The sequence below is a fragment of the Nostoc sp. genome (assembly GCF_036917615.1).
Classification (GTDB): Bacteria; Cyanobacteriota; Cyanobacteriia; order Cyanobacteriales; family Nostocaceae; genus Nostoc.
This window is the reverse complement of sequence record NZ_JBALCZ010000078.1, coordinates 19,994-35,498: the sequence shown is the minus strand read 5'-3', so window position 1 is coordinate 35,498 and position 15,505 is coordinate 19,994. Positions and strand designations below refer to the sequence as shown.

At 42.8% G+C, this 15,505-nt stretch carries 12 protein-coding genes and 1 pseudogene; 6 read left to right on the top strand and 7 right to left on the bottom strand.

The window, feature by feature from the left end:
* The first annotated feature begins 52 nt into the window (after positions 1–52).
* Positions 53–655 (top strand): annotated as a pseudogene (locus V7K85_RS28420) (hypothetical protein).
* A gap of 148 nt (positions 656–803) precedes the next feature.
* Here the strand turns inward: V7K85_RS28420 and V7K85_RS28415 are convergent.
* The 5 genes from V7K85_RS28415 to V7K85_RS28395 all read right to left on the bottom strand — a co-directional run bounded on the left by V7K85_RS28415 (position 804) and on the right by V7K85_RS28395 (position 5,976).
* The gene (locus V7K85_RS28415) at positions 804–1,592 is read right to left on the bottom strand and encodes an ABC transporter permease (RefSeq protein WP_334818779.1); all 789 of its coding nucleotides are present in this window, start codon (positions 1,590–1,592) and stop codon (positions 804–806) included.
* A gap of 28 nt (positions 1,593–1,620) precedes the next feature.
* Positions 1,621–2,601, bottom strand: coding sequence for an ABC transporter ATP-binding protein (locus V7K85_RS28410; RefSeq protein ID WP_334818777.1), 981 nt, complete (start codon positions 2,599–2,601; stop codon positions 1,621–1,623).
* Between the two features lie 256 nt (positions 2,602–2,857).
* Positions 2,858–4,504 (bottom strand): ABC1 kinase family protein, encoded by a 1,647-nt coding sequence (locus tag V7K85_RS28405; protein ID WP_334818775.1) that lies wholly within the window; start codon positions 4,502–4,504, stop codon positions 2,858–2,860.
* Between the two features lie 77 nt (positions 4,505–4,581).
* Positions 4,582–4,797: a membrane protein insertion efficiency factor YidD gene (gene yidD / locus V7K85_RS28400; protein WP_334818886.1), complete on the bottom strand. Its 216-nt coding sequence runs from the start codon at positions 4,795–4,797 to the stop codon at positions 4,582–4,584.
* Positions 4,798–4,911: 114 nt separating this feature from the next.
* Positions 4,912–5,976 (bottom strand): mannose-1-phosphate guanylyltransferase, encoded by a 1,065-nt coding sequence (locus tag V7K85_RS28395; RefSeq protein WP_334818773.1) that lies wholly within the window; start codon positions 5,974–5,976, stop codon positions 4,912–4,914.
* Positions 5,977–6,091: 115 nt separating this feature from the next.
* Here V7K85_RS28395 and V7K85_RS28390 point away from each other — a divergent pair, with 115 nt between their 5' ends.
* Positions 6,092–7,609: an LCP family protein gene (locus V7K85_RS28390; RefSeq protein ID WP_334818771.1), complete on the top strand. Its 1,518-nt coding sequence runs from the start codon at positions 6,092–6,094 to the stop codon at positions 7,607–7,609.
* A gap of 10 nt (positions 7,610–7,619) precedes the next feature.
* On the opposite strand, the gene V7K85_RS28385 is transcribed toward V7K85_RS28390, so the two are convergent.
* Positions 7,620–7,775, bottom strand: coding sequence for a hypothetical protein (locus tag V7K85_RS28385; protein ID WP_334818769.1), 156 nt, complete (start codon positions 7,773–7,775; stop codon positions 7,620–7,622).
* 25 nt (positions 7,776–7,800) lie between these two features.
* Here V7K85_RS28385 and V7K85_RS28380 point away from each other — a divergent pair, with 25 nt between their 5' ends.
* Entirely contained in the window at positions 7,801–8,307 is a 507-nt protein-coding gene (locus V7K85_RS28380) for a pentapeptide repeat-containing protein (RefSeq protein ID WP_334818767.1), read from the top strand.
* A gap of 360 nt (positions 8,308–8,667) precedes the next feature.
* Here the strand turns inward: V7K85_RS28380 and V7K85_RS28375 are convergent, their stop codons facing one another.
* Positions 8,668–11,685, bottom strand: a complete 3,018-nt coding sequence (locus V7K85_RS28375) for a GAF domain-containing sensor histidine kinase (RefSeq protein ID WP_334818764.1) — start codon at positions 11,683–11,685, stop codon at positions 8,668–8,670.
* Between the two features lie 745 nt (positions 11,686–12,430).
* Between V7K85_RS28375 and murJ the strand changes: the two genes are divergently transcribed.
* The 3 genes from murJ (at position 12,431) to V7K85_RS28360 (ending at position 15,393) form a co-directional block, all read left to right on the top strand.
* Positions 12,431–14,035 carry a murein biosynthesis integral membrane protein MurJ gene (gene murJ, locus V7K85_RS28370; RefSeq protein ID WP_334818762.1) on the top strand — a complete coding sequence of 535 codons (1,605 nt, stop codon included), beginning with the start codon at positions 12,431–12,433 and terminating at the stop codon, positions 14,033–14,035.
* A 153-nt stretch (positions 14,036–14,188) separates the two neighbouring features.
* Positions 14,189–14,701 carry an outer membrane beta-barrel protein gene (locus V7K85_RS28365; RefSeq protein WP_334818759.1) on the top strand — a complete coding sequence of 171 codons (513 nt, stop codon included), beginning with the start codon at positions 14,189–14,191 and terminating at the stop codon, positions 14,699–14,701.
* A gap of 407 nt (positions 14,702–15,108) precedes the next feature.
* Entirely contained in the window at positions 15,109–15,393 is a 285-nt protein-coding gene (locus tag V7K85_RS28360) for a hypothetical protein (RefSeq protein ID WP_334818757.1), read from the top strand.
* Positions 15,394–15,505 lie beyond the last annotated feature (112 nt).

Below are 15,505 nucleotides of genomic sequence, written 5' to 3'. Positions count from 1 at the left end.
AGACTATCGCCACTTTAGCCATAAACTACAACTATGGTCATCTACATCCCCTATGGCTAAAGCAGCAGATATTAGCACCAAGAGATTAATCAGCCTCGCACCCGAAAATTGAGTAAAATGGGTAACGAAAATTCCTGATATTGTATGCGGAGAAATTCTCAATTCCGAATTCCAGTGGATTAGCCGTGAAAGTGATGTATTAGTCCGCGCCACCAGTCCCCAATATGGCGAATTTATTGTACTCAACGAGTTACAATTACGCTACAAACCTGAAATGCCCAAACGGATGCGAGCATACGCAGCACTGGCAGTGAGCCAGTTAGAAACCGTCATGGCTTTTTTTGCTACCTTCGTATTAGACAACGCTTTAGTTCAGCAAATCATGAGGTGGGATATGGCAGTGTTACGCGAATCTCCCTGGTATCAGCAAATTTTGAGAGAGGGCGAACAACGTGGGGAAGAACGAGGACGGCGAGAAGGACGGCGAGAAGAGATACTGTCAGGTATTGAACTCGCTTTGGAGATAAAATTTGGCACTGAGGGATTGCAGCTGATGCCAGAAATCTCTCAAATTTCCGATTTAGATAGATTAAAAGCAATTCAACAGGGAATTAAGAGCGTGAATACTCTAGATGAATTAGGGCAATTCATTTGAAGTAATGGAACTTCCTTGAGTTTGGCAAATCCTGAGGTGGGATATGTCAGTGTTCGAGAAATCTTTCTTTGATCAAGAAAGTTTTAAATTACCTCAACTTAGCCAAACTCTATGGTTGTAAACTTCCAATTATAGAATTATTAATTGTTCATGCTCCCATCCCAGAATACCGTTTCAAACCCATACGCCAAAGCAAACGATTCACACCCAAAAACACTAATATCCATCCCACCATTGACCCAAATCCCCGTCCTATATCCACGGGTAACCCTACCAAAAGACTTGCAGGAAAATCAATCAAATAGGGAAAAGGCGTAAACATCACTATTTTCTGCACAGGTTCTGGAAACACCTCTAAAGGTGCTATCAAACCAGATAAAAATAGATAAAACAACAACCAGAAATTTTCTAAAGCGCTAGCCCGTTCTGTCCAAAAGGCGAACATAGCAAAAGTGTACTGAATCGTAAACCGCAAAGTAAAAGCTAGCACCACCGCCAATGTAAACAGCAAAAATCTACTCCAACTTGGTAACCAAAAAGCTTGGGGATAAAGAATAAAAAATAATCCCACTAATAGAAAAGCAAACGTTAGTCTAGCAAATCTTTCAGAAATATGTCTTGCAACATGATGCCATACTGGGTCGAGTGGTTGTAGCAACCTGGGTGAAAGCTTGCCTTCCACTACCTCTGCTTCAAAGTCCCAAATTACCCAAACAACAGTGAGTTGTCTGATAATGAAAACCGTGATGAAGTAACGCGCAAAATCCACAGGTGATAGCCCAAACTGTCCTCCTTTTGCCGCCTGTATCCAGACACCCATGAGGATAATCGGCAAAGACCCAGCCAAAACCCATAAGATTAGTTCTGCTCGATACTCAACCATATAGGCGTAGTATACTGACAGCAAAGTCAGGGCTTTTCTAATAATTTTCTTCATCTATGGTGCATTCTCCCCTTAGCACTAACTAGACAACACCTGCCTGAAAAACTCGTCCAATCACTTCTTCTACAGGCGGTTCGGTAACTGTTAAATCAATTACCTCCAAATCCGCTAAAATCTGAGATACAGTGCGGGTAAGCGCCTCTCTCGACACCATAAAACGCACTGCTCGCCCTTCTAAGAGTTGCACATCCCCATAGGTCATAAGTTTTTCTATTGGTAGAGGTTGGGCTAACTCTATATGGACTTCCCGGTACGGGGCAAAACGTTCCAGCAGTCCATTTAAGCTACCGTCATACATCAGCTTCCCCTCATGAATCAACAGCACCCGTTGACACAAAGCTGTGATGTCAGCCATGTAATGACTCGTCAATAGCACTGTAGCCTGATAAAGCTGATTGTACTCGCGCAAGAACTCGCGCACTGCTGCTTGAGCATTTACATCCAATCCCAGCGTTGGTTCATCTAGGAACAATACGTGGGGACGGTGCAAAAGTGCCGCCAGCAATTCTGCCTTCATTCGCTCACCCAAAGATAGTTTCCGCACTGGTTGGGTAAGTTTGCCTTCTAGAGAAAGCATTTCTGTTAATTCTCCCACCCGCCGTTGGAACTCTTTATCAGAGATGTTGTATACAGCGGCATTAATTTTTAAAGAATCCAGCGCTGGTAAGTCCCAAATTAGCTGCTGCTTTTGCCCCATTACTAAGGTAATTTTTTGCAAAAATGCTTCTTGACGACGAAAGGGAATTTGTCCAGCTACTGTGACTGTACCGCTAGAGGGATGAATCAGCCCCGTGAGCATTTTGAGTGTAGTAGTTTTACCAGCTCCATTTGGGCCCAAAAACCCCACTACTTCACCAGGAGCAATTTCAAAGGAAACATCCTGAACTGCTTTAATTGAGCGGTAGGTACGGCGAAAAAAGTGGGTGATTGTACCTTTAATACCCGGACTTTTAACTGCCACTGGATAAGATTTACTTAGATTTTCAGCAATGATGATTGACATATTTTTTATACAGCAGATTGCAACTTAGTAAGGTACAGATTATTGTAAGGGCACAACAATGTTGTGCCCCTACCTGTGTACCTCATTTACCTGAAAAACGTTGTATTAGAACCACAGATGTACACAGGTAAACACAGATAAATCATTGCTGTTTAGCGCTATTTATCTGTGGTTCTAAATACTAAAGCCGGAATTTTTACCAGTGATATATGATGATTTCCTGTGGTGGGCATTACTCAAGCACAACACATAGACTTTACCGTAAACGTCCTGATCGCAATGTACTAATAATTAACCATAAACCCAATAAACTGGCGACTGCAAACAGGGTGGTGCTTAAAAAAGATAGCTGAGTTGTCTGCGCTCTGGTGGAAATAATTGCTGCACCCATAATCAGCGAACCCACTAAAATACTAAAAGATAGTCGGTTAGCCGCATCGTCCATAGTGCGCCGCACGCCATCTAACCCCCGCAGCGATAGATTCCACTGTAAGGTTTCTGAGGTAACTCGGTCTAATAACAGTTCGATTTGGCGAGGAGATTGGAGAGATAGACTTTTAATATCTAAGGCTGTTCTGAGGAGCGATCGCACAGGATTATCGCCCAGTAATTGCCGACGAAATAAGTCTGTAATTAATGGTTTAACTTCATCAAAAAAATTAAGCTCCGGGTTGAATGTCCGCGCTACACCCTCTAAATTCGCTAGGGTTTTGGCATACAAACCCATATTGCTAGGTAACCTAATTTTATTGTTGCGGGCAACTTGTAAAACTTCATAAATTATCTGACTGAAGTTTATTTGCGTGAGGCTGACGTTGTGATATTTTCGTAACATGCGATCGTAATCATTTTCTAACCGCGACAAAATCACTGGTTGAGCAGAATCTGATAGCTGCAAAGTTAACTGAGCGCACCTTTGAGCATCTAAATCAACGATCGCTAACAACATTTCTGTTAATATCTGCTGTGTACGCGGATCAAGTCTTCCCACCATGCCACAGTCTAAGAGGGCAACACGACCATCTTTGAGATAAAACAAGTTTCCTGGATGGGGATCAGCATGAAAAAAGCCATCAATATATAGTTGCTGAAAAAATACCCGAAACAACAAAGTAGTTATTTCTTTACGCTTTACAGCAGGGTCTTTACCATTATTGTTGTTGTCCAAATCTGCCAACAAAAACGGTACTCCATCCAGCCATTCCATCACCAGTAATTTCTCTGTGGTCAATTCCCAGTTAATTTCCGCAACCACTATTTGTGTAGGATCGTACCAGCGACTTTTAGATAAATTGCGTCGCAGTTGGTCTGTAAAACCCGCTTCCCGTGTAAAATCTAACTCGGCTTCTAGCGCTTTGGTAAATTCTTCAGCGATGGATTTGATTTCATAGGTTTGCCCGAAATCGGTACGCGCCACTAAATCGGCAATACCTTGAATTAAGGCAATATCTTGGGCAATAGTCAGATCAATTCCCGGACGTTGCACTTTTAAAGCGACTTCTCGACCGTCTGCTAATGTGGCGCGATGTGTCTGGGCAATTGATCCCGCCGCTACGGGGATCGGGTTAACTGTGCTGAAGGTTTCTGCTAGTGGACGTTTTAATTCTTTACGGAGGATTATTTCTATCTCTGACCAAGGAACTGGCGGTACTTCGTCTTGCAGGGTTGATAGTTCCTCAATGTAGGCGGCGTTCAGTAAATCTGGACGCGTAGACATTAGCTGGCCAAGTTTAACGTAAACTGGCCCCAAGTCCACCAGGATATTTTTTAAAACCGCAGGTGTAGGTAGCTGGGGTTCATCAGCTTTGCCACCAGTAAGTAGCCTTCGCATATAGTCCCAGCCATTGCGAAGGAATACTTCAAGGATTTCTCGTTGACGGGGAACAGTTTGGGTGAGGAACATTTTTGTAAAGAACTGCAAAGATGCAGAGGAGTTAAAGAGGTAAGCAGCAGGGGATGAAAATACAATGGAAGTTGGCTCTAGCTTTGGTGCAAGTCACAAGTTTTGCTAGCTGTGGCACAGTCTGGGAATCTTTTTATGGATGATTGTACGGCTTGGTGGAGCTTTTGTTGACTTAGCATCCGTTTGAGGTAATTAGAGCAAAAATCCCCGCCGTGTAATAAGCGATGGAAGCAACAAAATCCCTTGGACGGAGAAATATATTTTTGATCGGCAGTAATAGACTCGATTAACATTGTCTTGGCGAGAGGTTCAAAGCTAATAATGTCCATAACTGTCAGATAGAATAACAGACAGTCAAGTTATAATGGAAAAATCAACTTTTTCGCCTCTGCCAAGGGTTTTAACTTTTATAGCAGGTCGGTAAATCGGGAGTCACTTTGGAGAATTTTGAGGATCTGCTTGATTTCCTGGGTACGTTCTTTTTTGACAACGAGGGTGACATTGCGATCGCGCACAATCACCACGTCCTCTAAACCAATAGTAACAACAACATCTTCTGGATTTGAGGCATAAATAATCGCCCCCTGCGTATCCAACCCTATGTGGGTAGCAAGTTCTACATTGGGTGTTTCTTCTTTTTTCAGTAAGCGTTCGATCGCATTCCAATCTCCTAAATCATCCCAACCAAAATCAACTGGCAAAACGTATGCTAGAGTTGTCTTTTCCATTAGCGCATAGTCTATACTCTTCTTAGGCAACTGGGGATAGATATCAGGGCCATGTTGTTCTAAAGGTTCGATAATTTCTGGAGCATGGGTATGTAGTTCCTTGAGAACAACCCCTGCCCGAAAAACGAACATGCCACTATTCCAGCTAAAGCGTCCCGTAGATAAAAAAGTTTCTGCTGTTTCACGGTTGGGCTTTTCAGTAAAACGGTTGACGTGATAAGCTGGCAACTCATTAAAGCTACCTATTTTTTCACCTTGTTCAATGTAGCCGTAACCAGTTGATGGAAAAGTAGGCTTGATCCCCAGTGTAACAATCGCTGCTGTGCTTGCTGCCAGTTGCGTAGCCGCGCTTAATGTGTGTGCAAACGCTTCTTGGTCAGCAATCCAGTGGTCAGCAGGGAAAAAGCCAATAACAGCGTCTTCTCCATAGCGCCGTTTAATTTCTAAACTTGTCCAAGCAACGGCTGCGGCAGTGTCTCTTCCTTCCGACTCAATCAGTAAGTTTTGAGATGGTAGATCAGGTAATTGTTGTCGTACCCCTTCAGCTATCTGATTAGAAGTTATTACCCACAATAAATCCCACCCGCCACCGAGTTCTATCAATCGATCGGCGGTTGCTTGTAATAAGCTTCTAGAGCTACCATCAAGACTTAAAAATTGCTTGGGTCGGTCTTTGCGACTCAGGGGCCAAAAACGTTCACCTTTACCACCAGCAAGGATTACGGGGAACAATAAAGTATTCATGTTGTCATACACGCCTACCGAAGAACATTACAAGTTTACAGTGAGCTTTTCCACTGGCAATATTTGTAGCTTGCATTAACATACTTTTAGGGAGTGGTTGAGTGGGGAGATAATTGTGATAAAACAAGTCGAATGGTCGGAAAATCCGGTTACATCTCAGCAAGTAGCATTTGAAACTGAGGTGCGATCGCAGCAAATTCAACGCACGGAAAATCAGGTAACGCCTGCACCAGTAGCAGACTCAGAGGAGGAGGAGGTAGAACTAAACCCGCCAACGAATCCCAACCGTAGCGTCGTGGAATCAGTGGGTGCAATTCCCAATCAGCTTTACGAGAGACTGGGCTTGACCATGCCTCGATGGCTGTTGTGGATCATGACGATTGTCATCGGCATTATCTTATCTGGGTTGCTGGTGTCAACGTTAGCACTGTGGACTCCTTTGTGGAGCAATCTAGATCGAACAGATGAAGATTCAGGAACTGCTGCTAAAGACGAGGTAAAAATACCACTACCAGGAGAGTTATGGAGCAAACTCTCCCAGTACCAGCTTTCACGACCGATGAATATTTTAATTATGGGGATTGAACCAGTCAGCGATACCGTTGATGGTTCACCAGAAAGCTTTGCTGGCAAAAGCGACACCATGCTGCTGGTACGGCTCAACCCTAGTGAAAAATCTGTACGGGTGCTTTCGATTCCCAGAGATACGATGATTGCCATCCCAGAAAAGGGAGAAAAGGGATTAACTAAGGTATCGGATGCCAATGCCAAAGGCGGCCCAGTCTTGGCAGCACGGGTAGTTAGCCGTACCTTAAACAATGCCCCAATTGATCGCTATATCCGCATTTCTACTAGCGGCTTACGGCAGTTAGTCGATCAGTTAGGCGGAGTAGAGCTCTTTGTTCCCCAATCAATGGAGTATAAAGACTCTAGCAGTCGGCTGTCGATTAATTTAGTCAGTGGCTGGCAAACCCTCAACGGCGAACAAGCAGAACAGTTTGTCCGATTCCGCGAACCAGGTTTGGGAGATTTGCCGAGAGTGCAGCGTCAGCAAGCACTAATAGCAGCCCTGCTGCAACGCCTCAATAGTCCTACCGTCATACCCAGGTTGCCTCAATTAACTCGCTTGATGCGAAAATACTTTGATACCAACCTGAAGATGGAAGAAATGATGGCGTTGGTGAACTTCGGCCTCAACCTAGATCGGGATAATTTCCAAATGACCGTGTTGCCTGGTACGTTTAGCCGTTTTAGCAAAGACCCTGATAGCTATTGGCTAAATATGACTGGACAACAGAGCCTGTTGAATGATTATGTTGGGGTAAATGTGCCTGGTTTGAAGCCAGATATGCGCCGGGTTCCTAACCTCAAAATTGCTATTCAAAATGCTTCCAATCAACCTCAGCTAACTGAAAAAGTTATTGCTTATCTCAAACAGAAAGGCTTTACTAATATTTACAAAGTGCCTGATTGGCCAGATACCCAACGTCAAACTCAGATTGTTGTCCAAAAAGGCAATCGGCAAGTTGGAGTTGATTTGCAAAAAGTCTTAGGCTTAGGTCAAATCGAGGTGTCGGCGATTGGTGATTTAGAATCTGACCTCACAATTCGGATTGGTAAAGATTGGAAATAGTCATTAGTCATTAGTCATTGTTAACTAACAAAGGACAAAGCGCAAAGTCGAGCCAGTCGCTTGGGCGGGTTTCCCGACTTGGGCGAACTGGCGTTGAGCGGAGGTCTCCTCCGTTGGCGTAGCCCGCCCAAGGCATCAGAACTTTGTAAGAGAGGACTAATGACAAAAGACTACTGATAAATAATAAAGTTATGAAAAAGATTTTACTGCGCTTTTTTGGTTTGATTGTGATTTTGATACTAGCATTTTGCTGGATAATACTTAATCCCAAGCCTGCTTTTGCTCAACTCAACACAATCAACTACAACAATATAAATTTAGAAAATCGTGACTTCTCTAATGCTGATTTGGCAGGTGTGACTTTTGTAGCAGCAGAAATGCGAGGGGCGAATTTCCAAGGAGCAAATTTAACCAACGCAATTCTCACTAAAGGAGTTTTATTAAAAGCAAATCTAGAAGGTGCGAACTTGAGCGGCGCTTTAGTTGATCGCGTGACTATGGATAGTGCTAACCTAAAAAATGCCATTTTTACAGAAGCAATTTTGACGAGCAGTCGCTTTTACGATGCTGATATTACTGGTGCTGATTTTACAGATGCTTTGGTTGACCGTTATCAAGTGTCGCTATTGTGTGAAAGGGCAAATGGGGTAAATCCGATTACAGATGTGCCAACGCGAGATAGTTTGGGTTGTCGATAGTAGGGTGTGTTAGCGATAACGTAACGCACCAACTACCTTAAAATCGGTATGCTAGGCTTGCGATAACAAACACTACCATTTATAGGGGGAATTAATAAAATACTTTATTTTCTCTTTTAGAAAATCCGTGTTTCTAGAGTCAATATTAGTATTTTTAGATTTAGCAATGTAATTGATGTAATTTTATACATCGTTCATTCTATCATGCCATTCAACTTTAAAATTGAGACTAGCAAGAAAACATAAAACTTTATTGATTTTGCAGGGCTTGTTGGGTTTCACTTCGTTCAACCCAACCTACAAATATTCTTAACTTTTGACTTTTGACTTTTGACTTCCGCCTTGCGGTATCAGTCGCCTCTAATTACTGCTAGGGATTTCAATCAAAAACTCTGTTCCTTCTCCTGATTTAGAAGAACATTTAATTTGTCCATGATGTTTTTCAACTACTATTTGATAGCTGATAGACAATCCTAACCCCGTACCTTTTCCTGGTGCTTTAGTGGTGAAGAAGGGGTCAAAAATGTGCGCTCGCACCTCTTCTGGAATCCCCAGACCATTATCAGCTATTCTAATTACAATCTGGTTCTTAACGGCTTGCGTACTAATCCAGATAGTTAAGGGTATTCTCGGACACGTTTGAGATAATTTCAAATACCTTTGCTGTATAGTTTTAAACTTTTCCTCTAATGCATCGATACTGTTACTCAAAAGATTCATAAACACTTGATTTAATTGCGCGGGATAGCATTCAAATAAAGGTAAAACACCATATTTTTTAATAATCTCAATAGCTGGGCGTTCACTATTATTTTTGAGCCGATGCCCTAAGATCAGCAAAGTACTATCCAATCCTTCCTGAATGTCTATTGGCTTCAACTCAGCCTCATCTGTACGAGAAAAGTTTCGCAGTGATAGCACAATCTCGCCAATCCGGTCTGTCCCTACTTTCATTGACTCAAGGGTTTTGGGTAAATCTTCGATGAGAAAGTCCAAATCAGTCTTGTCAATTTGCTCTTGGACAGTTGGCAATAGTGAGGAGTTTTGACGGTAAAGTTTCACTACATTTAGCAGTTCTTGAGTATATTCATTTAAATGGATGAGATTACCAAAAATAAAAGTGATAGGATTGTTGATTTCATGCGCGACTCCAGCAAGTAGTTGTCCTAAACCTGCCATTTTTTCACCCTGAATTAACCGGGTCTGAGTTTGTTTTAATTCTTGCAGAGCTTGAGTAATTTCTAAGGTTTGACGTTTAGTTTGTTCGAGTAATTCCGCTTGCTGAATTGCAATTCCAAATTGCACCCCTACTTGAGCTAGTAAATTGATTTCTTCCTCTTTCCAATAACGCGGTTGCGAATTTTGATAAGCAACTAATAATCCCCATAATTTTTCACCTTCCCGAATCGGAACAAAAGTTTCGTTACGTGGAAGTTCATTATCGTCGTCTGTATCCTCAAAAGTTTCTATAATCATTGGTTGAGCTTGTGCAATAGGTTTCCAACCATCTTTAAAGGAATCTGCCACAAATTTACCGCTCCAATCCTGGTTGAAGCGGTAGATTGCAACTCGCTCGACTTCGAGCAACTCTCGCACAGCTTGAGTAGTAGTTCTAAAAATAGTTTTAATATCGAGTGACTGGCGGATTTTATCAATGGTTGCAGCCAGCAATTCTTGCCGTTCCATTGCTTTCTCGCGTTCGGTAGCTTTTGCTAATTGGACAACCTGCATTTGAACTTGCTTTAAATAAGAATCTTGTTTTAATGCGACTCCCAATTGCTCGGCTATTTGACTGGTAAATTCAATTTCTGAGGGTTGCCAGTCACGAGGAGCTTTGCATTGGTGAATACACAGCAATCCCCAAAGCTCACCTTTTTTCAATAGAGGTGCGATCATATTTGCACGCACTTGAAATTTTTCTAGAATTTGGACGTAGCAACCTGGAAACTTTCCTTGATAAATGTCAGCGATCGCATTTACTCGACCTTGTGCGTAAAGGGGTGCAAAGTTTTCACCGAAGCAATAATCATAAACTTTTTCTGCCATTACCGAATTACACTCAGGTACAAAATCCTCAGAAATAAATTCTCCTTCCCAATCTTTTTGAGGGTCGAAACGAAAGACTGCCACTCTATCTGCTTGCAGCATTTGTCGAGCCTCGGTGACGGTAGTCTGGAAGATTGTATCTAAATCTAGGGACTCCCGAATTCGAGTAATCACGCTAGTTAATGTCTTTTGTTGCTCTGCTTGGTAGTGAGCGTGTGCCAGCAACTTATAGTGTCGTAGTGCCACACCAATTTGTGTGCCGATTTTTGTCAGTGATTCGACTTCATAGGATTGCCACTGTCTGGGTGAGGCATTTTGGTAGGCAGCAATGACTCCCCAAAGTTGATCTCCTTGGAGAATGGGGGCAGTTGCAAAGGCTTTTGCCTGGAATTGCTCCAACAGGGTTACATGGCAGTTTGTTAATCCGGCTTGATAAATGTCATTGACTGTAAATGTCTGGTTGTCAATGTAACGTCCTCCTTGCGTATGTTGCAAATAAGTATCAGCGATCGCAAGCTGAACGCCAACTAAAGGAGTCCAACCTTCTGCAAATGATTCAGCAACAAAGTTACCACTCCAATCTGAATTGAAGCGAAAGATGGCAACTCGATCAGCTTGCAGCAGCTTGCGGATTTCTTGAGTTGTGGTTTTAAAGATGGTTTCAATATCAAGAGGTGAGCGAATTTTATCAACAATCTGAGCAATTACTTGGTCGCGTTGAACTGCTTGAGCCAATTTTGCCGCTTGCAACTGAACTTCATGGAGATGCTTCGCTTGTTGAATCGCAACGACAAGATGGTCAGAAATTTGACGAATAAACTCAATTTCCGATTCTTTCCAGTCACGAGCCTGACTGCACTGATGAATGCAAAGCAATCCCCACAGTTCCTTCTCCCGCAATAGAGGGACAACGAGGTTGGCTTGTACCTGAAATTTACTCAAAATTGCGGCATGACAATCACTCAGTCCTGCCTTGTAAATATCTGCTACTGCTTGCACTCGACCTTGTTGATAACTGGAAGCAAATTGTTCTCCAAAGCAGTGGTCGTAAACTTTTATTGCCATTGCTGAGTTCCAGCCAAGTGCAACATCCTCACAAACAAATTCCCCTTGCCAATCTTTTTCCAGGTCAAACTGGAAGACTGCTACACGGTCAGCATTTAGCAACTGACGCACTTGGGTAACGGTCGTTTGAAAAATTGTTTCTAAGTCCAGAGACTCGCGAATTCGGACAATTACACTTGCCAGAGCCTTTTGTTGCTCTAGTTGCTCTTCAAGTTGAGCGCTTGACAAAAGAAGTTGATTTTCCGTGAAATTTGAATTGGGTTCCATTGCTCTGGATTATGTCGTTTTTATACAAGGGTTCCTCATCCCAAACTTCATGGGGTTAAAGAGTGTCAAAAATATGACAAACTGCAAATTTTTGCAGCGTTCAACTATTTCCCAGAAGATGGTTATTGTTATAGTTCCCCTTTCTGGATCTATCCTCGTAATGGGTTAAAAAATAATCTTGGGTTGTACAGAACAGAAGACATGATTAAATTAGTGTTGCCGAGACTAATCAGAAAAGCAATCTAACCCCTTCCCTTTTGAGTCGTTCTGATTGGCTGGGAATCAATAAACCCGTGATTCAGAGTGATGATTCTCGTGTATCTTTGTGCAAGAGTTCCTCTCTTTACCTGAAAATAAGAGGGAATGAGAGCTAAAATGCATACTATTATCGCAATCTCAGAAATTTCATTTTGAGCGGCGATCGCTTTGCCCACCGCAGGCATCGCACCTAAAATGATTGCTATAGCAATCCTATTTGAGTTGTGAAAACTATCGAACCGCCTGAACGGCCTTCGCGCAGCGTCTCGCAGAGAAGCCGCCAAGAGCGCCTTCGCGAAGCGTCTCGTTGGCGCAGCCTCTCGTAGAGAAGAGAAGAAAAGAAACAGAGAATTTCACAAATGATTTAGGATTGCTATATGAGATTAAAAACTAATAACTAATTTGTCAAAATTTGCCTGACAAACTGCGGGATTTCAGGTTAAATGTTTTAAGATATGCACTCTGCAAGAGTTGTCGGGTATTATTCGTGACACAACAAGACCAAAAACCCTCTCGTTCTTTCGCTGGAATTGCTGGCATTGTTGCCGTAGCCACATTAATTAGTAAAGTCTTTGGTTTAGTGCGGCAGCAAGCGATCGCTGCCGCTTTTGGTGTTGGTGCTGCTGCCACTGCCTATAGTTATGCCTATATTATCCCTGGTTTTCTATTGATCTTACTCGGTGGTGTAAATGGGCCATTACACAGTGCAATTGTCAGCGTTTTAGCCAAGCGTCGGCGAGAAGAAGCGGCTCCTTTAGTAGAAACCGTGACAACGCTGGTGGCTGGATTGCTGTTGTTGGTGACATTTGCTCAGATTTTATTTGCGGATGCGATCGTTGATTTAGTCGGTCATGGCTTGGAAGAGACAACCAGAGCGATCGCAATTCAACAGCTCCGCATTATGGCGCCGATGGCTTTATTTTCAGGATTAATTGGCATTGGCTTTGGTACTCTCAATACAGCCAATCAATATTGGTTATTATCCATTAGTCCCCTATTATCTAGTATTACCGTTGTTGCCGGCCTTGCTATCTTGGCTATGGAACTGGGCAAGGACATTATTAAGCCAGAGTACGCTTTAATCGGTGGAATGGTGTTAGCTTGGGGAACCTTGGCAGGAGCAATTCTCCAGTGGTTAGTGCAGCTAATTGTCCAGTGGCGGTTAGGATTAGGCACATTACGCCTGCGGTTTGAGTTTAAATCTCCTGGTGTTCAAGAAGTCATTAAAATCATGACTCCGGCAACAATTTCCTCTGGAATGATGCCAATTAATGTCGCCACTGACCTTTATTTTGCCAGTCCTATCCCTGGTGCTGCGGCAGGATTTAACTATGCGAATCTATTAGTACAAACTCCTTTAGGGATTATTTCTAATATCATTTTGCTGCCCCTATTACCTATATTTGCCAAACTAGCCGGCCCAGAAAATTGGCAGGAGCTAAAATTACGCATTGGCCAAGGACTGCTACTTACTGCTTTCACCATGCTACCGCTAGGGGCGCTGATGGTGTCGTTATCTGTACCCATTGTGCAGGTGGTATATGAACGCGGTGCTTTCAAGCCAGAAGCTACACAGCTAGTTTCATCCTTGCTAATCGCTTATGGGATTGGGATGTTTGTCTATTTGGGACGTGATGTTTTGGTGCGGGTATTTTATGCTTTAGGCGATGGACAGACACCTTTTCGCATTAGTATTTTTAACATCTTGCTCAACATCTTATTAGATTGGTTTTTCGTTAAACCTTTTGGCGCTCCCGGTTTGGTGTTGGCAACAGTGGGTGTAAATTGCAGCTCAATGTTAATGCTGTTATGGTTGCTCGATCGCAAACTCAATGGTTTACCTTGGCGTGAGTGGAGTTTGCCGATTCTGGGTTTGATTGCTGGTAGTGTGGTATCTGGGATAGCAAGCTATGGGACTTTGGTTGCTTCTCAGCAATTCTTAGGTAAAGAAGGTTTACTGATTCTGGTGTTGCAGTTGTGTGTATCTGGCTTCGTGGGGATTGCGGTGTTTGCTGCGATCGCTTCATTGATGAAAATACCAGAGATGAATATTTTTATATCTCGTCTACGTCAGCGCTTTTTGAAGAAATAACTGTTATTTGAATTTTTCAGTTGGTACACCCAAGTGGGTGATAAATAATTCAGCCACTTGGGTGAGCCAGGTGTGCGAGGTTACATTTTGTAAAAAAAGAGATTCTAGTACTAGAGAACATTGATTTTACTTAACTCTGGTGAGAATAATTCTATGAAACTTACAAAATTAGCTGCCTCTTTCCTTGCTGTTGCTTCCATTGTCCTTTCAGCCGGAATTGCTTCTGCTCAAACTGCGGGTACAAACGGTAACTACATCGGTGCTGGTATTGCAGTTGGTGCAACCAGTGGCGGACAAGGAAACGATGAGGCACAAGTTGGTGGCAATATCCAAGGACGATACGCCGTTCCCAAAACACCTCTTTCTCTGCGGGGTTCTGTGCTGTATGGTGGTGATGCTGCCGCAATTATGCCCATAGTGACTTACGATGCGCCGATCGCCAAAAATACTAACGTCTACATCGGTGGTGGTTATTCTTTTGTAACTGATGAAGGTCAAAAAACCCCATTGGGCAATCAGAATGCACCTGTAGTTACCCTTGGTGTTGAATCAGAAGTTAGCAACAATGTCATTGCCTATGGCGATACTAAATGGGGCATTGACGCTTACAGAAATAGTGATGCTGATGCCGTCAGCTTCCAAGCTGGATTAGGCTATCGCTTCTAGTAATTACGAGCTAAAAAACAGCTTATTTGCAAGCTAAAGCAATGATGTTTGCCAGCCGTAATAGTAATTCCTTCTGTCATATCTGAGTATGGATACTCAGATATGAACTATAGCGCTTCTCGTTTGTATGCAATACACTTTGACCTCTCTCCTAAAAGGAGGAGCCACTGCGTTGGGCGGCTCTGCCGACTTGAAGCACGTGGCGTCAGAGGCTTTGAATCTTACCCCCCTTCCCTTGTAGGGAAGGGGCTGTTCTTGTTAGGTCTGTATTGGACTCAACCCAGAAGCGCTATATTTTTTTTAATCATTTTTATTTATGATTTTGATAACCAATTATATTGGCTATTATCAGTAGTTTTTCTTAAAGTTAAATAACTAATTTTGAATATGCATAAAAAATATTCCTTATGGAAAAGATTAATCCCATTCCAGAAATATTTGGTGAAACAACTGACGTGGAATCTTGGCTGATTCGAGCTGGGCTAAGATTTTCAGACTTAGGTAACGATGCCGCCAGTATAGCAATCCGTAAGCAATGGCGAGAGTACCAAGCCGCAGTGCAAAGATGCTGTGCAACCCTACACCAACCACCGTCAGGTGTTCAACTAAGCGGCGACTATGCCAACCTGAGAATACCTGGTCGTGCATCAACCAATTCTGCAATCGGCTGTCGAGTCGTCCCAAGTCCTTAAGCCTGGGCAAAAGATAGAAAATCTGTAAATAGAAAGTATCCATTGGGGTTAGAGAATCAAGTATCAAGTAGGGCAACTAACTGATAACTGTTTGACTGCCAATTTTAGATTT

Coding starts and splice junctions, on each gene's coding strand:
- V7K85_RS28415 (WP_334818779.1), bottom strand. CDS start 1,592: ATGAAGAAAATTATTAGAAAAGCCCTGACTTTGCTGTCAGTATACTAC.
- V7K85_RS28410 (WP_334818777.1), bottom strand. CDS start 2,601: ATGTCAATCATCATTGCTGAAAATCTAAGTAAATCTTATCCAGTGGCA.
- V7K85_RS28405 (WP_334818775.1), bottom strand. CDS start 4,504: ATGTTCCTCACCCAAACTGTTCCCCGTCAACGAGAAATCCTTGAAGTA.
- yidD (WP_334818886.1), bottom strand. CDS start 4,797: ATGTTAATCGAGTCTATTACTGCCGATCAAAAATATATTTCTCCGTCC.
- V7K85_RS28395 (WP_334818773.1), bottom strand. CDS start 5,976: ATGAATACTTTATTGTTCCCCGTAATCCTTGCTGGTGGTAAAGGTGAA.
- V7K85_RS28380 (WP_334818767.1), top strand. CDS start 7,801: ATGAAAAAGATTTTACTGCGCTTTTTTGGTTTGATTGTGATTTTGATA.
- V7K85_RS28375 (WP_334818764.1), bottom strand. CDS start 11,685: ATGGAACCCAATTCAAATTTCACGGAAAATCAACTTCTTTTGTCAAGC.
- V7K85_RS28365 (WP_334818759.1), top strand. CDS start 14,189: ATGAAACTTACAAAATTAGCTGCCTCTTTCCTTGCTGTTGCTTCCATT.
- V7K85_RS28360 (WP_334818757.1), top strand. CDS start 15,109: ATGGAAAAGATTAATCCCATTCCAGAAATATTTGGTGAAACAACTGAC.